The 15,609-nt window shown below is 70.4% G+C and carries 10 protein-coding genes and 1 pseudogene; 3 read left to right on the top strand and 8 right to left on the bottom strand.

All coding sequences use genetic code 11. The features are described 5' to 3' along the window. Positions 1–59: 59 nt before the first annotated feature. From ACFY12_RS02450 to ACFY12_RS02460, 3 genes are all read right to left on the bottom strand, one after another. Positions 60–968, bottom strand: a complete 909-nt coding sequence (locus ACFY12_RS02450) for a P22 phage major capsid protein family protein (protein ID WP_390713823.1) — start codon at positions 966–968, stop codon at positions 60–62. Positions 969–1,012: 44 nt separating this feature from the next. Beyond that, positions 1,013–1,342: a helix-turn-helix domain-containing protein gene (locus tag ACFY12_RS02455; RefSeq protein ID WP_390713824.1), complete on the bottom strand. Its 330-nt coding sequence runs from the start codon at positions 1,340–1,342 to the stop codon at positions 1,013–1,015. A 203-nt stretch (positions 1,343–1,545) separates the two neighbouring features. After that, positions 1,546–2,268: a hypothetical protein gene (locus tag ACFY12_RS02460; RefSeq protein WP_390713825.1), complete on the bottom strand. Its 723-nt coding sequence runs from the start codon at positions 2,266–2,268 to the stop codon at positions 1,546–1,548. Positions 2,269–2,442: 174 nt separating this feature from the next. Between ACFY12_RS02460 and ACFY12_RS02465 the strand changes: the two genes are divergently transcribed. From ACFY12_RS02465 to ACFY12_RS02475, 3 genes and pseudogenes are all read left to right on the top strand, one after another. Continuing rightward, positions 2,443–2,925: a hypothetical protein gene (locus ACFY12_RS02465; protein WP_390713826.1), complete on the top strand. Its 483-nt coding sequence runs from the start codon at positions 2,443–2,445 to the stop codon at positions 2,923–2,925. Positions 2,926–2,932: 7 nt separating this feature from the next. Continuing rightward, positions 2,933–4,576 (top strand): recombinase family protein, encoded by a 1,644-nt coding sequence (locus ACFY12_RS02470; protein ID WP_390713827.1) that lies wholly within the window; start codon positions 2,933–2,935, stop codon positions 4,574–4,576. 21 nt (positions 4,577–4,597) lie between these two features. Continuing rightward, a pseudogene (locus tag ACFY12_RS02475) lies at positions 4,598–4,684 on the top strand (NrdH-redoxin); the annotation flags it as partial. Positions 4,685–4,917: 233 nt separating this feature from the next. On the opposite strand, the gene nudC reads toward ACFY12_RS02475, so the two are convergent. The 5 genes from nudC to ACFY12_RS02500 form a co-directional block, all read right to left on the bottom strand. Then, entirely contained in the window at positions 4,918–5,853 is a 936-nt protein-coding gene (nudC, locus tag ACFY12_RS02480; RefSeq protein ID WP_390713828.1) for an NAD(+) diphosphatase, read from the bottom strand. A gap of 94 nt (positions 5,854–5,947) precedes the next feature. Continuing rightward, a complete protein-coding gene (locus ACFY12_RS02485; protein ID WP_390713829.1) occupies positions 5,948–7,354 on the bottom strand; it encodes a dipeptidase in 1,407 nt (468 codons plus the stop codon). A 10-nt stretch (positions 7,355–7,364) separates the two neighbouring features. After that, the gene (locus ACFY12_RS02490) at positions 7,365–11,132 is read right to left on the bottom strand and encodes an ATP-dependent helicase (protein WP_390713830.1); all 3,768 of its coding nucleotides are present in this window, start codon (positions 11,130–11,132) and stop codon (positions 7,365–7,367) included. A gap of 206 nt (positions 11,133–11,338) precedes the next feature. Beyond that, positions 11,339–14,815 carry an ATP-dependent helicase gene (locus ACFY12_RS02495; RefSeq protein WP_390713831.1) on the bottom strand — a complete coding sequence of 1,159 codons (3,477 nt, stop codon included), beginning with the start codon at positions 14,813–14,815 and terminating at the stop codon, positions 11,339–11,341. A 158-nt stretch (positions 14,816–14,973) separates the two neighbouring features. Beyond that, a complete protein-coding gene (locus ACFY12_RS02500) occupies positions 14,974–15,429 on the bottom strand; it encodes an MGMT family protein (protein ID WP_390713832.1) in 456 nt (151 codons plus the stop codon). Positions 15,430–15,609 lie beyond the last annotated feature (180 nt).

Here is a 15,609-nt window from a genome sequence, read left to right on the forward strand (position 1 = left end):
CCTCTAGGCTCCAGGAAGGGGCACCCTGGAAGTGGAGTGCCCCCCACCCAGCCAGATGTTTAGGCAGTCTTGAGCTTGATTCCGACGGACCGAACCGGGTCGATCTCAGTCATGCCAAAGAAGGTCTTGCACACTGACCGCTCCTTATCGGAGTCGGAGTTGTAGGAGATGTGCCAGGTAAGGGAGTAGTTCTGTCCGTCGTCATCCTTGATGGACTTCCCAACCAGACCCATCGGAATATGGGGTGCGCGCGTGGCCGCAGCGAAGGCGTGACCGGAGTACGCCAGTGCACCCTTAACGAAAGGCGACATGACCACTGTGAAGCCGTACAGGCGCCCCACAACGGCTTCTCGCAGGGCGTCACCGGAGTCACCGGCGTAGGCCACCTGAGACAGATTCGGGTCATCCATAAGGACCTTCTTGATGTCCGGGTCTACCACGAGCCAGCGACCTCCACCGGAAACACGGGCCTTATCGAGAATCGCGCCGGCCGCAGTAATAGCCTTGCGTGGATCGGTGGGGTCCATTTCCATGGCGGTATCGCCCTTGGTCGTGGCGTCGATCTTCTTCTGGAACTCTTCTCCGATCGCCTGCTCAATGTACTCAGCGAGACCGGTGGTCTGCGGCATGACCACCTGGGTGGCGAAGTCGGCGACATTAAGAGTCATGTCTTTTGCGGTGAGGTCCACCGGATTGGCCACGTACTCGGAGAGTGTCAGGTCTACGGTCTGCTCATTGATGGTCTGAGCAATCGCGTTCATGGAGCCCTCGAACTTCTTCGGGGTAATGGATTTAGGGACTCGGATGCGGACGTTATCGCCGTGGTCGCCCTCGTAGTCAGCTTCAGCGTCTCGGAATACGGTCTGGCCGAGAACCAGCTCGGCCTTCAGCATTTCAACGGCTGCACTGGAAACGATGTTGGATAGGGCGAAATCATTGCTAGCGATTGCATCGCGGATAGTGGTCATGGGGAACTCCTTAGGGAAGGATTCAGAGAAGGTGTCGTGAGTGGTCAGGCTCGCGTCTTCTGGCGGTTGTCCGCGAAGGTGCGAGCATCTGCGTGTTCGGCCGTCTGAAGGGTGCTTGTACGGTCCTGGCAGGCTCGGCGGTACTCTGCGGCGATGGCCTGGCCCTCAATGGCGGCCTTCAGGTTCTCCACAACGTCACCGAAGGGAATGCGGAGTGCGTGAGCCATAACCACGACGTCGCCCACCGACATCTGACTCTGGCCGGTAAGCCAGCGATGGACAGTGGACTCAGAGCAGCCGACACGTTCGGCAAGCTGCGCGTAGGTGAGGCCAAGACGGTTGCGACGGTTCTGGAACGGGGTCAGATTGACCAAGATTGGTTTCCTTTCGTGTGCTCCCGCTCTGCGGGAGTAGGAGAGCAAATAAAAAGAGCGCCCTACAGGAGGCGCTCAGAAGAGAAATAGGGGCCCGGCGCTTCACAGCGAGCGGGCAGGGGGACTAAGGAGAGAAACCCTCTTCACTTATATAGAGGGGCCGCATGGCGGGTTTCGAGGCAGGTGTATGGAGGTGGCGAAGGTCACGTGGTAGCTGGGTGCCCACACGGGCACAGGCAGGATTCGAAAGGGTCCTTGGTGGCACATTCCCACCGACGCCACCAGGTGTCATAGGTGCAGCCACAATCATCGGAGGACGGTTCCGAGGAATACGAGGAACCAGTACCGACGGAGGAGGACAGGGGCACCAGTCCAGAGGGCCGGTTCTTGCGGCCCTCAGTAGGTTGAGTGGAGATCTCACCTTCACTACCCTCACGACCTTGTGGGTCGTGAGTTACTGAGTCCTGAGCTTCAGAGTCCCGGGTCTTGAGTCCCGGGTTCTGAGTACTGAGTACAGAGTTCTGAGTTAGTTCCCATATACGGGAAGGTTCAGTATCAACCTGCACCTTCCTGGTATCGAGGAACAGTTCCTCGTACTGCTCGGCAAGGAAGTCGGGCACGAGTAGCGAGACCTCGTAGGCTCGCCGCTTGACCCCCCATACATACAGATACCCGGACTCCACCATTGTCTTCCGAACCTCCTTAAACCCATGACTGTTACCTGTCCACCCTGCCTGTTTGGCAATGGTCGAGTCGGCGACAAAGGTCTTACCGGAAGCGTTGTTCAGGTGGGTGAGTATTCCAAGGACGTACTCCATGCCATTTCGGCCGATGTCCAGCTCTCCCTCTGTGCGCTGGTTACGGACCATCTCGGTATACAGCCACTTGTTTCCCTTGGCCGGGTTGAAAACGTGGATCTTTCTCATGATCTCCCTTGAAATGACAGAGGCCCCGGTGGCGGGCACCGGGGCCGTGGTGGTGGTCGCGCGTCAGGTTTCGATTCCTGCGCCTTCTGTCCCGTCTCACCTTCACAGTGAGACTGACCGTGCCAGCATGTCAAACCAGCACGACCAGATGGCACGTCGTGCTATGGTCACAGCATGGAACGAACGGAAACGACACAGCAGGTCGGGCCGTGGACCGTGCGCGCCGTGTGGGGTGATGGGCCGTTCCCGGTAGAGCTGCACATCACGACAGATGACCAAGAGGCGGAACAGCGCGGCATTACGAGCACGCTCCTTCGGGACGTGAAGCTCTCCCGCTCCGGCCGCACGTCACAGGAGACGGAGGCCGCGCGGAGCCAGTTCTCCAGGCGCTTGCGGGAGCTACGCGGGCTCGACACTTCCGGTCGGGGAGCAGTGACGGAGGACTACCTCCGGAAGCTTGCCCAGCTCTACGGGCTGGCGCTGAAGACCAGGAGCACCACGCCCGTGAAGGACATCGCAGACGCTCTCGGCCGTAATCCCGGAACGATCAAGAACCACCTGACCAAGGCTCGGAAGCTCGGAATCCTGGAAGAGGAAACAGGAGTGATCCGAATCGGTCTCAGGGTCGCGTTGGATTCCGAGCAGTACAACCAGTAAGGCAAGAATGACCGCCACCACACTCCCCCGGCCGTCCGTGACGACGCTCCGGGCTTTGGGAGCCGTACGACTCAGCGTCGGCAGCGGTGGGCAGACCGGAGACGACACGCAGCGTCGGCGCATCCAAAAGCGCGTGGATGCCGACGAGCTGACCTTTGTGGACTTCGCAGAGGACATCGACGTATCCGCGTCCCTGTCGCCGTGGCTGCGCCCCTCTCTTGGGGACTGGCTCAACAACCGGCGTGACGAGTTCGACGTCATCTATGTATTCAAGATCGATCGAATAGCCCGATCTGTTAAGGATCTCTGTGCGCTTCTCGACTGGTGCGACGAGCACGGTAAGTCGCTCGTGTCCATTGAAGAGGGCTTCGACCTGTCCACGCCGTGGGGCCGGACCATTGCCAAGATCCTCGCGGTACTGGCAGAGGCAGAGCTAGAGGCCATCAAGGCCCGCATCCGGGCCAGCCGTGAAGCCATGCGCGAGGCTGGCCGGTGGCCCGGTGGACTCGTTCCGTTCGGTCGTGTTGCGGTCAAGGACGGCGACGGCTTCACCTTGGCTCTGTGCCCTGAGTACGGGCCCGTACTCCTCGAAATGATCCGGCTGTTCATCTCGGCCAAGTCGTTCGCGGTCGTCGCTGACTGGCTGAACGTAGCGGTCATCCACGCAGGAGACTGCTCACGGAACATGACGGATTGCGAGTGTCCCCGTGGTGTTCCGACCTCCCAGGACATTGCCCGGATGCGTGCTGCGGCCGGTACGTCCACCACTCGCCTTGATCAGGAGAAGGCCAAGCCCCGTGGGGCGCGGTGGTCGCCCACCGCTGTTCAGGCTGTGCTCACGTCGCGGTCACTGCTCGGGGAGTACGTACGGGCAGACGGCACGGTCGTCCGCAACCCTGACGGCTCCCCCGTCATGCGTGGTGAGCCCGTGCTCGAAGAGGCGGAGTGGCTGACGCTCCAGGAAACCGCATCGCTGATCAAGTACACCAAGGGTCCGTCCGAGGTCTCCCCCGTCCGAGGCTTCTTGTACTGCGACGGGTCCGACTATCAGCACCCGCTCTACTGGGCCAAGGGCGGACGCAGGGGCAACCCCCGCATCCGGTGCCAGGGCCACCGCGCATCGGGGCGTAAGCCGTGCCCCGATCACTCATGGGGCGCTGAGGCTCTGTACGAGGAGATAGGCCGCGTTCTGACTGGTCAGATTGGCCACCTGCCCGCGATGGAGCGCCGGACCGTTACGGACGACTCCAGAGCCATTCAAGTGGCTGTCCTAGACGGACGGCTGGAACAACTCACCAAGGAACTCCAGGCAGGCAAGCTGTCGGCTCTTGAGTACGGCCAGCACATCGCCAATGTGGCAGCGGAGCGAGAGGCACTGACCAGCGCCCCGGAAGCCAAGCCGCGCGCGGAGTGGACGGAGACAGGCCAGACTTATAGGGAGTGGTGGGACAGTGCGCCCCGCAACGAGCGGCGGGAAAAGCTGATCTCCTGGGGCGTCAAGGTCTACGCCAGTGCTCAGGGCATCCGGTTCGAGTACGGCGACGGCTTCCCGTCCGCGCCGCTGATCGTGACGCGGAGCGTCCCTGGCCACGGATGGGAGTTCACCCCGAACCCTCTCTTCTCGGGGGATCGCGTAGCACTGGCCGCATGATCACCGGAAGAAAAACTCAACACCGTGCCGACCGTGCTCTTCGCCGACGGTACGACGCTGACCAACCCTTCCCTGGCTCAGGTCAAGCAGAAGGTGGGTGCGGCCTGAGGGGCCGGGCGCAGCGCCTGATCCGCGGCCTGAAGGGCCGTCCGGCTGGTCCCGGTGAGGGATGGCCGGGCGGCCCTTTGTGCGTACAGGCATACGGCTTGTGTGTACAGCGATACGGCGCCGTGGGCGGGTAGCCCTGTGTGCGCGGCCGCGCTGCAGTAGCCGCGGTCGCGCGATGCCCAGGTGGCGGTCAACCAGTGGTCAGGTGGCGGTCAGCCTGTGGTCAGGGGCTGTTACGGCTTGGGCAGGGGCTTGCCGTACCAGAGTTCGATCAGGCGGGAGGCGATGGAGATCCCGTAGGGCGGGAGGACCTCGCCGGATTCGAAGGCGGCGTGGAGGTCCTCGCGGGAGAACCAGCGGGCCTCCTCGATCTCCTCGCCGTCGACCTGGATCTCGGAGGACGTGGCGCGGGCCATGAAGCCGAGCATCAGGCTGGAGGGGAAGGGCCAGGGCTGGCTGGCGACGTATTCGACGTCGCCGACCACGACACCGGCCTCCTCGTAGACCTCGCGGGCGACGGACTGCTCGATGGATTCGCCCGGCTCGACGAAGCCGGCGAGGGTGGAGAAGCGCCCTTCGGGCCAGTGGACCTGCCGGCCCAGGAGCGCGCGGTCGTCCTCGTCGGTGACCAGCATGATCACGGCCGGGTCGGTGCGGGGGTAGTGCTCGGCTCCGCAGGCGGGGCAGCGGCGGATATGGCCCGCGGCGGCGATGACGGTGCGTTCGCCGCAGCGTGAGCAGAAGCGGTGGAGGCGCTGCCAGTTCTCCAGGGCGACGGCGTGGACGAGGAGGCCGGCGTCCCGGGGCGAGAGGAGGAGGCCTGCCTCGCGCAGGCCGGCCGGGCGCGCGGACTGGTCCATGCGGCCGGGGAGGGAGTCCTTCTGGAGGGCGAAGTAGCTGACGCCGTCGTCGTCGGTGCCGAGGTAGTAGCGGTGGGCCTCGGTCAGTGGCGCCTCGAAGGACGGCGTCATGATCAGTTCGGTGCGGCCGTCGGGGGTGTCGTCGATCAGCGCCTGGCCTCCGGATACCACGAAGACACGCGTCGTCGGGTGGCTCCAGGCCGCCGCCAGCCACGCCTCGTCGAGGCGGTGGTGGGCGGAGCGGTCGATGCCGCTCGGCGCGCTGAAGGTGAGCGGCCGGTCGGCGGTGTGGTTGGTCCGGGTGGTCACTGCTGTTTCCAACTCCCCCTATGGCGTGGGTGTGGGCTGCGTACGGGTGCGGGGCGGGGTGGTGGTGCGGCGGCGGTGTGGCGGGGCGGCACGGTCAGGGCCTGGGCCAGCTCTCTGCCAGGTCTTCCCACAGGTGGGCGGCGGTCTCGACGCCCTTCATCAGCAGATCGAGCTCCACCTTTTCGTTCGGTGCGTGCCAGCCGTCGGAGGGGACGGAGATGCCGAGGAAGAGCACCGGGACGCCGAGGACGTCCTGGAGGTCGGCGGCCGGTCCGGAGCCGCCCTCGCGGGTGAAGCGGATCTTCTGGCCGAAGGCGCGTCCCATGGCGCGGACGACGGACTGGAGTGCGGGGTGGTCGAGCGGGGTGAGGCAGGGGCGGGTGGCGCCCCAGAAGGTGATCTTGTGGCGGATGCCGGGCGGGAGCTGCTCGCCGACCCAGTCGCGTACGGACTGCTGAACGGCGGCGGCGTCCTGGCCGGCGACGAGCCGGAAGGAGAGTTTGAGCTGGGCCGTGGACGGGATGATGGTCTTGCCGCCGGGGCCTTGGTAGCCGCCGCCGATGCCGTTGACCTCGGCGGTGGGGCGGGCCCAGATGCGCTCCAGGGTGGTGTTGCCGGCCTCGCCGAGGGTGGCGTGGGAGTGGGCGGTGCGCAGCCATTCGGCCTCGTCGAAGGGCAGCTCGGCGAGGAGCTCCCGCTCGCGGTCGGTGAGTTCGATCACGCCGTCGTAGAAGCCGGGGATGGCGACGCGGCGGCCGGTGTCGTGGAGGGCGGCGGCCAGCCGGGCGGCCTCGGTGGCGGGGTTGGGGACGGCGCCGCCGAAGGAGCCGGAGTGGATGTCCTGGTCCGGGCCGTACAGGTCGATCTGGCAGTCCGTCAGGCCGCGCATGCCGGTGCAGACCGTGGGGGTGTCCCTGGACCACATGCCGGTGTCGGAGACGATCACGGCGTCGCAGGTGAGGCGGTCGGCGTGCTTCTTGATCAGGGCCGGGAAGTTCGGTGAGCCGGACTCCTCCTCGCCCTCGATGAGCAGCTTGAGGTTGACGGCGGGGGCCGTACGGCCGGTGGCGGCGAGGTGCGCGCGGACACCGAGGGTGTGGAAGAACACCTGGCCCTTGTCGTCGGCGGCGCCGCGGGCGTAGAGCCTGCCGTCGGTGGTGTGCGGCTCGAAGGGGTCGGTGTGCCAGCCGTCCTCGCGGGCGGCGGGCTGCACGTCGTGGTGGCCGTAGACGAGCACGGTGGGCGCGGACGGGTCGCCAGAGGGCCATTCGGCGAAGACGGCGGGCAGGCCGTCCCCGTCGGTCTCCCAGACCTCGACGGCCGGGAAGCCGGTGTCGGTGAGCTTGGCGGCGAGCCATTCGGCGCTGCGGCGGACCTCTCCGGCGCGCTCCGGGTCGGCGGACACGGAGGGGATGCGCAGCCACTCGGCGAGGTCGTCGAGGAAGGCTTCGCGGTGGCCTGCGATGTAGGCGCGGACGGCGTTGTCCGGGGTCGTGCTCATACGGCCGAGCCTATCGGCCTTCCGGGAAGGGACCGTCGGCGGTCTCGCCGAGGAGGATGCGTTCGAGTCCGGCGCGGCCCGGCAGCCGTGCGGGTCTGACCACCTCTCCGCTGCGGACGTAGACGAAGGCGGCGTCGACGGCGGACGGGGGCAGGCCGTGGCGCTCGGCCCAGGCGAGGCGGTAGATGGCCAGCTGGAGGGGGTCGGCGATGGGGGCACCTCCCGTGCCCTTCAGGCCACGGGGGAGGTTGCGGCCGGTCTTCCAGTCGACGATCTCGAAGCGGTCGCCGTCGGGGCCGCGCTCTTTGTAGACGGCGTCGATGCGGCCGCGGATCAGGCGTCCGGCGAGGGTCAGCTGGAAGGGGGCCTCGACGCGGAACGGGGTGCGATGGGCGTACGGGGTGCGGTCGAAGGCTTCCTTGAGGGCTGCCAGGTCGTCTTCGTCGGTGATGCCGGAGGGCTCGCCGTCGTCGGCGCCGGGCAGTTCGTCGGGGCCGAGGAGCGGCAGCGTCAGCTCTTCGAAGCGGGATTCGACCCAGGCGTGGAAGCGGGTGCCGCGGCGGGCGCCGGGCTGCGGGGGGCGCGGCATGGGGCGGGCGAGCTCGCGGGCGAAGCCGTCGGGGTCGGCGGCGAGGCGGAGCAGGTCGGTGGCGCTGAGCGCGGCCGGCAGCGGAACGTCACGGACGGTGGCGCGGGCGCGGCGCAGTTCGGTGGTGAGGACCTCCAGATCGCGGTCCCAGGAGCCGATGACGCGGCGCTCCTCGGGGAGGAGGGTGTGCGGGGCGGTGCCGGGGCCCTCCAAGGTGGTCGAAGGGTCCGGGGTCTCCGAAGGGTCAGGGGCGTCCGGGGCATCCGAAGGGTCCGGGATGTCCGAAGCGTCCGGGGTCTCCGAAGCGTCCTGGCTCTCGGCACGCTGGGCGATGATCCGGGCGGTGGGCGGGGTGTCGTCGTCCGGCGAGGTCTCCCGGTACGGCAGGCCGTCGTCGAACGGGTCGCCCTCGGAGAACGGGTCGCCCTCGGAGAACGGATCGTCCTCGGGAGCAGCGCACTCGTCCTCGTCCTCCGGGGGCGGTGGCCACTCCGGGTCGTCACCGGACGCCGGTTCCGGCACCGCGGCGGGGGCGGGGCCGGGGCCGGGGCCGGCAGCAGCGGCAGGGACAGCGGCAGAGGCAGAGGCAGGCGCCGCCGGGCCGCCCGTACGGCGTGCCAGGTGGGCGCGGACCGTGGCCGCTGCTCGACGGCGACGGGCGGTGGCGGCGGGGTCGAGCGGCAGCGGCCAGGCCCGCTCGACGGCGGCTTCGGCGAGGGCGGGGTTCTCGGCACCGTCCTCGGGGGGCCCGGCCCAGTACTCGATCTCGCCGTGGCCTGCTTCGCAGTGGGCGCGCAGTGCCTCCAGGAAGGCGGACGGGCCACGAGGGCGCTTCTGCTGGGGGCCCCACCAGTGGCCGGAGCCGAGCAGCAGGGAGCGGGGGCGGGTGAAGGTGACATAGCCGAGGCGGAGCTCCTCGGTTTCCTGGTGGTGCTTCATCGCCTCCTTGAAGTTCTTCAGGCCGCGGGCGGCCCACTCCTCGACGTCGGGGAGGGTGGCGGCGTCTCCGCGCAGGGCGTGCGGCAGGACCTTGGGGCGGCTGGTCCAGGACTCGCGGGCCTGTTCGCTGGGGAACTGCTTGCTGACCAGGCCGGGCACGGCGACGACGTCCCATTCGAGGCCCTTGGCCTTGTGGGCGGTGAGGACCTTGACGGTGTTCTCGCCGCCGGGGAGCGAGCTGTCCAGGCCCTTCTCGTACTGGACGGCGGTGCGCAGGAAACCGAGGAAGGCGAGCAGGGTGGCGTCGCCGTCGAGGGATTCACCACCCTGTTTGGCGGCGAATCCGGCGGCGATGTCGAGGAAGCTGCCGAGGGTTTCGCGGCGGCGGGCGGCGAGGGCGTGGGGTGACGCGGACAGTTCGACCTCGAGACCGGTGGTGGCGAGGATCCGGTGGAGGACGTCCATGAGGGGGTCGCCGAGGGAGCGCCGGAGGTCGCGGAGTTCGGTGGCGAGGTAGGCGAAGCGGACGCGTGCCTCGGGGGAGAACGGCAGGCTGTCGTCGGGGTGGTCGGCTTCGAGGAAGGTATCGAGGGCGTCGGCGAGGGAGAGTGTCTCGGCCGGGTCGACGCCTTCGACGGCCTCGGCGAGCCGCCGGTCGGCGTCGCCGGAGGGGTCATCGGAAGGGTCGCCGGAGAGGGTGCCGGGGAGGCCGCCGTAGTGGACCAGCGTGCGGGCGCGGCGGCCGAGGAGGGCCAGGTCGCGGGGGCCGATCCGCCAGCGGGGGCCGATCAGCAGGCGGACCAGGGCGGCGTTGGCGGTGGGGTCCTGGAGGACTTCGCAGACGGCGACGAGGTCCGCGATTTCCGGCAGGTGGAGGAGTCCGGAGAGGCCGACGACCTCCACGGGGATGTCACGGGCGACCAGTTCGCCCTGGACGTGGGCGAAATCGCCGGCGGTGCGGCAGAGCACCGCGATCTCTCCGGGCGGGGTGCCGGTGCGGACGAGGTGGGCGATCGAGTCGGCGAGCCAGGCGTGTTCTTCGGCGTGGGTGGGCAGCAGGGCGCAGCGGACGGTGCCGTCGTGCTCGGCACCGGGGGCCGGACGCAGCGCTTCGACGCCTTCGTGCAGGGCGCGCAGCGGAGCGGCCAGGCTGTTGGCGAGGTCGAGGAGGCGGCCGCCGCTGCGGCGGTTCTCGCTGAGGGCGTACCGGCGGGCGGGGGTGCCGTCCCGGAAGGGGAAGTGGGCGGGGAAGTCGTCGAGGTTGGCGACGGAGGCACCGCGCCAGCCGTAGATGGCCTGGCAGGGGTCGCCGACGGCGGTGACGGCGTGCCCGGTGGGGGTGCTGCCGCCACCGGCGCCGAAGAGGCCGGAGAGCAGCAGTCGCTGGGCGACGGAGGTGTCCTGGTACTCGTCGAGCAGGACGACGCGGAATGCGTCGCGGAGGATCCGGCCGACCTCGGGGCGGGTGAGGGCGAGAGTGGCGGAGTGGGCGATCTGGTCGCCGAAGTCGAGCAGGTCGCGGCGGCGTTTCTCGCTGCGGTAGGCGGTGACGAGGTCGAGGAGTTCCAGGCGGGCGCGGGTGGTTTCGGGGACCTTGCGCAGGTCGGCGTTGGTGAGCTTGACGCCGTCGAGGGCGGCGAGGAGCGCGGTGTCGTGGTCGCGGAGCCGGGCGGGGTCGACGAGGTGTTCGGCGAGCTCGGCGTCGAGGGCGAGGAGGTCCTCGACGAGCGAGGGCAGGGAGGTGGTGAGCGCCGGGTACGGACCGGGGGCGGCGCGGAGGGTGCGGGCGGCGAGCTGGAAGCGGGTGGCGTCGGCGAGCAGCCGGGCGCTGGGTTCCAGGCCGATGCGCAGGCCGTGGTCCTTGAGGAGCTGGCCGGCGAAGGCGTGGTAAGTGGAGATGCGGGGCTCGCCGGCGGTCCCGGAACCGTCGGCACCGTCAGACGCGGCGGGGGCGGGGAGGGGGTCGGGGTCGGTGACACCGGCGGCGAGCAGCGCGGCCCGGACGCGTTCGGCGAGCTCGCCTGCCGCCTTGTTGGTGAAGGTCAGCCCGAGGACCTGTTCGGGGGCGACCTGGCCGGTGCCCACCAGCCAGACGACGCGGGCGGCCATGACCGTGGTCTTGCCGGAGCCGGCGCCGGCCACGATGACCTGCGGGGCGGGCGGGGCGGTGATGCACGCCGTCTGCTCCGGGGTGAACGGGATGCCGAGGAGCTCTTTGAGCTGCTCGGGGTCGGTGATGCGGGCTGACACGTCCCAAACCGTAACCGGCGCCACTGACAATCGCGGCGGCTCGGGCCGTCCGCCCAGGTCACGTCCCGTACGAGACGTACACGGCCGGTAGCCGATCTCGTACGAGGGCCCGTACGCCCTCCTGTTACGCCCTCTCTGTCACACCCTCCTGTTACGCCCTCCCGTACGACTCCCGTACGACAGCTCGTGCACGGCCCGCGCCCGGGTCATTCCACGACGTGCCGCCCCTCCGGCTGCGCACTGCACGAGGCCCGGAAGGCACAGTGGGCGCAGTGGGTGCCGGTGGTGGGGGTGAACCGCTCCTCCAGGACGCGGGCCGCAGCGGTGGCGAGGAGTTCGCCGGCCCAGTCACCGTCCAGCGGCTGCTGCGCCTGTACGGCGGGCAGCGCCTCGCCGCCCTCCTTCTGGGGCGCGCCGAGCCGCAGGTGGACCAGTTCGGCGCCGCCGGCATCCGGTGTGCGGCCGTCGAAGGCGTCGTCGAGGGCGCCCTCGCGCACCGCGAGCTGGTAGACGGCGAGCTGGGGGTGGCGGGCGACCTCGGGGCCGGTCGGTTTCTGTTTGCCGGTCTTGAAGTCGACGACGTACGCCCGGCCCTGCGCGTCCCGCGAGACCCGGTCCATGCTGCCGCGGATACGGACCTGGCAGGTGCCGGCCTGGAGGGTGAGGTCGAAGCCGTGCTCGGTGGCGACGGTGTCGCGGCCGCGGGTCTCGCGTTCCATGACGTGCCAGCGCAGGAAGCGCTCCAGGGCGGCCCGGGCGTGGTCCTTCTCCTGGCGGGACTTCCAAGGGGCGTCGAAGGCGAGCGCGTCCCATACGGAGTCCAGGCGCTCCATCAGGACGGCCAGGTCGGCGGGGGTGCGGCCGGAGGCGACCTCGTCGGCGAGGACGTGGACGACGTTGCCGAAGCCCTGGGCGGCGGTGGCGGGGGCGTCCGCCTTGACCTCGCGGCCCAGGAACCACTGCAGGGAGCAGGTGTGGGCGAGCTGGTCGAGGGCGCTGCCGGAGAGGAGCACGGGCCGGTCGCGGTCGCGCAGCGGGACGCCGCTGTGGGTGGGTTCGGCGAGGCCCCACCAGTTGGCGGGGTGGGCGGCCGGCACCAGGGGCTTGTGGTCGCCGTCGTGCAGTGCGGCCAGCTTGGCGAGGCGCTGCGCGGCGGCCTCACGCAGGGCGGGGGCGGCGTCCGGGTCGACGGTGGTGGCGCGCAGTTCGGCGACGAGCGCGGCGACCGAGAGGGGGCGGCGGGGGCGTCCGCTGACGTCCTGGGGGGTGACGCCCAGTTCGGTGAGGAAACGGGAGGGCTGGTCGCCGTCGTCGGCGGCGGCCTTCACGGCGGTGACGACGAGGCGCTCGCGGGCGCGGGTGGCGGCCACGTAGAACAGCCTGCGTTCCTCGGCGAGCAGCGCCCCCGGGGTGAGCGGTTCGGCGAGGCCGTCGCGGCCGATGCGGTCGGCTTCCAGGAGGGAGCCCCGGCGGCGCAGGTCGGGCCAGAGCCCCTCCTGGACGCCGGCGACGACGACGAGCCGCCATTCCAGGCCCTTGGCGCGGTGGGCGGTCATCAGGCGTACGGCATCGGGGCGGACGGTGCGGCGGGTGAGGGTGTCGGCGGCGATGTCCTGGGCGTCGAGCTCCTCGAGGAAGTTCAGGGCGCCCCGGCCGCCGGTGCGCTCCTCGGCGCGGGCGGCGGTCTCGAAGAGGGCGACCACCGCGTCCAGGTCGCGGTCGGCGTTGCGGCCGGCGGCGCCGCCACGGCGGGCGGCCCGCTCCAGGCGCCCCGGCCAGGGAGTGCCGTCCCACAGCTCCCACAGCGCCCGCTCGGCGGTGCCGCCGTCGGCGAGCAGTTCGCGGGCCGTGCGCAGCAGCAGGCCGAGCCGCTGGGCGCCGCGGGCGTATCCGGGGTCGTGCGCCACCAGACGCTCGGGTTCGGCGAGGGCCTGGGCGATCAGTTCGTCGGAGGGGCGCGGCAGTGGCCGGCCGGCGGCGCGCTCCTCCTCTCGCAGGGCGCGGCCCAGGCGCCGGAGGTCGGCGGAGTCCATGCCGCCCAGGGGGGAGGTGAGCAGGTCGAGGGCGGTTTCGGCGTCCAGCCGGTAGGCGGGGGCGGTGCCGTCGGGGGCCGGGGCGTCCTGGGGAGCCCGGGCGTCCTCGGGGGCGTCACCGACGGCGTCCTCCACGTCACCAGCGGCGTCCTCGGAGGCGTGACCGGTGGCGTGACCGGTGGCAGGGCGGGCCAGTGCCCCGCGTGCGGCGACCCGCAGGGCGGTCAGCAGCGGGGCGACGGCCGGTTCATGGCGGAGCGGCAGATCGTCGCCGTCGATGTCGAGCGGTACCCCGGCCGAGGTGAGCGCACGGCGCACGCCGGGTATCGAGCGCCCCCCGGCGCGTACGAGGACGGCCATCTCGCCCCAGGGCACGCCGTCCTCGAGGTGGGCGCGGCGCAGGATGTCGGCGATGTTGTCGAGTTCGGCGCCGGGCGTCGGGTACGTGTACACCTCGACGCGGCCGCCGTCCCGTACGGGGGCCGGCTCGCGGTGGGCGCGGATCTTCTCGGCGGGCAGGCGGGTGAGCGGCATCCGGCGGGCGAGCAGCCGGGTGGCCGCCAGCAGGGCGGCGCCCGAGCGCCGGGCGGTGCCGAGGACGGCCACCGGGGCGGGGGTCCCGTCGGCGCGCCGGAAGGTCTCGGGGAACTCCAGGATGCCGCTGAGGTCGGCGCCCCGGAAGGCATAGATCGACTGGTCGGGGTCGCCGAAGGCCACGAGCGTACGGCCCGGGGAGCCGGGTGCGGCCGCGGCCCGGGGGCCCTTCCCGGGGGCACCTCCCGGCGCGTTGCCGGCGACGGCACGCAGCAGCCGCACCTGGGCGACGTCGGTGTCCTGGTACTCGTCGACATAGACCGCGTCATAACGGGCGGCCAGTTCGGCCGCGACGTCGGGACGGCCGGCGAGCAGCACCGCACGGTGCACCAACTCGGCGTAGTCCACGACCCCTTGGGCGTCCAGAACGTCGAGGTACTCGGCGAGGAAGCCGGCCGCGGCGCTCCAGTCGGGGCGGCCGGTGCGCCGGGCGAAGTCGCCGAGGGCGTCCGGGCCCAGGCCCAGTTCGCGGCTGCGGGCGAGGACCGCGCGGACCTCGTCGGCGAAACCACGGGTGGTCAGACAGGCCCGCAGCTCCTCCGGCCAGCCGATCCGGTCGCGTCCGGCGGCGGCGAGCTCCGCCTGTCCTTCGAGGAGCTCGCGTACGACGAGGTCCTGTTCGGGTCCGGACAGCAGCCGCAGGGGGTCGGCGAAGAGGTCGGCGTCTTGGTGGGCGCGGACCAGGGCGTAGCAGAAGGAGTGGAACGTGGTCGCCTGCGGGCTGGAGCCGGTCCCCAGGCGGGCGGCCAGGCGGTCGCGGAGCGCGGTGGCGGCCTTGCGGCTGAAGGTGAGGACGAGGATCCGCTCGGGGTCGGTGCCGGCCCGTACCCGGCGGGCGACCGACTCCACCAGCGTCGTGGTCTTGCCGGTTCCCGGGCCGGCCAGCACCAGGAGCGGCCCGTGCCCGTGGTCAACCACGGCGCGCTGGGTTGCGTCCAAGGCAGGAGGATCCACCCGCTCCGGCGGTGTGCGCACCAGTCGGTACGTGCCGGAGGCCTCCCGCCGTGCCGCCCGGTGGGGCTGCGCCGGAGGAGCGGCCGAGAAGGAGGAGCTCACGTGGATCGCCGGTCCAAAGGAGGGTGCTGGTCGAGATGGGGGTACCTCCCGTGCCGTTGAGGCTGTGGGAGAGGCTGCGGTGCGGCCGCGAGGCGGGCTTCCCGTACGGCCGCAGGCCACCGGGCAGGTGCCCTTACGGCCGCGTGCCGCCGTACACGCTAATCGGTGCCGTCGCCGGCCTGCCGGCCGTCCCACCGGGCCCGCCGCATATCGAGCCGCGGTATGTGCCCGCCCGTCACCCGACCTCCACCCCTCATCGATGCGCTTCGCGCGCCCCCCTCGACTGCCGCCTTCCCGGCCTCCCGCAGCGGTGTGCCCTCCTCGCGGTAGTGCGCCAGGGCGCGCAGCTCGGCGCCGGGCAGCAGCCGGCCGTCCGCGCGCACCACCCGCCACCAGGGCACCGCGCCACCGTAGAGCGCCATCACCCGCCCCACCTGCCTGGGGCCTGCCTCTTCGAGCCACTCCGCGACATCCCCGTACGTCATCACCCGCCCCGCGGGGATCAGCTCGGCGACGGCCAGTACGCGCTCCGCGTACTCGGGCAGATCACCCGCTTCGAGGCCGGCCTCGGTGCCAGGCTTGAAGCCGGGCTCGGCATCTCCCGTCCCACTCATTCGGCCCATCTTGCCGTACGGCACCGACAATGGGAGCGGACACACGGTCCCGCACCCTCCGGGAGGCCGGCCGCACGGCGTCGGCGGCCCGGTGCCAAGGGGGCGGCGTGCACCTGCGCCGGTACGGCGACGGGCGGGCGTACCGGCCACCCCGTACCGGCAGCGGCGGAGGATGTTCCG

The organism is Streptomyces sp. NPDC001339 (genome assembly GCF_042895955.1).
Lineage (GTDB): Bacteria > Actinomycetota > Actinomycetes > Streptomycetales > Streptomycetaceae > Streptomyces.

Bases quoted from the DNA above. Each gene is read 5' to 3' on its own strand.
- ACFY12_RS02465 (WP_390713826.1), top strand. From the start codon at position 2,443: ATGGAACGAACGGAAACGACACAGCAGGTCGGGCCGTGGACCGTGCGC.
- ACFY12_RS02470 (WP_390713827.1), top strand. From the start codon at position 2,933: ATGACCGCCACCACACTCCCCCGGCCGTCCGTGACGACGCTCCGGGCT.
- ACFY12_RS02485 (WP_390713829.1), bottom strand. From the start codon at position 7,354: ATGAGCACGACCCCGGACAACGCCGTCCGCGCCTACATCGCAGGCCAC.
- ACFY12_RS02450 (WP_390713823.1), bottom strand. From the start codon at position 968: ATGACCACTATCCGCGATGCAATCGCTAGCAATGATTTCGCCCTATCC.
- ACFY12_RS02460 (WP_390713825.1), bottom strand. From the start codon at position 2,268: ATGAGAAAGATCCACGTTTTCAACCCGGCCAAGGGAAACAAGTGGCTG.
- ACFY12_RS02500 (WP_390713832.1), bottom strand. From the start codon at position 15,429: ATGAGTGGGACGGGAGATGCCGAGCCCGGCTTCAAGCCTGGCACCGAG.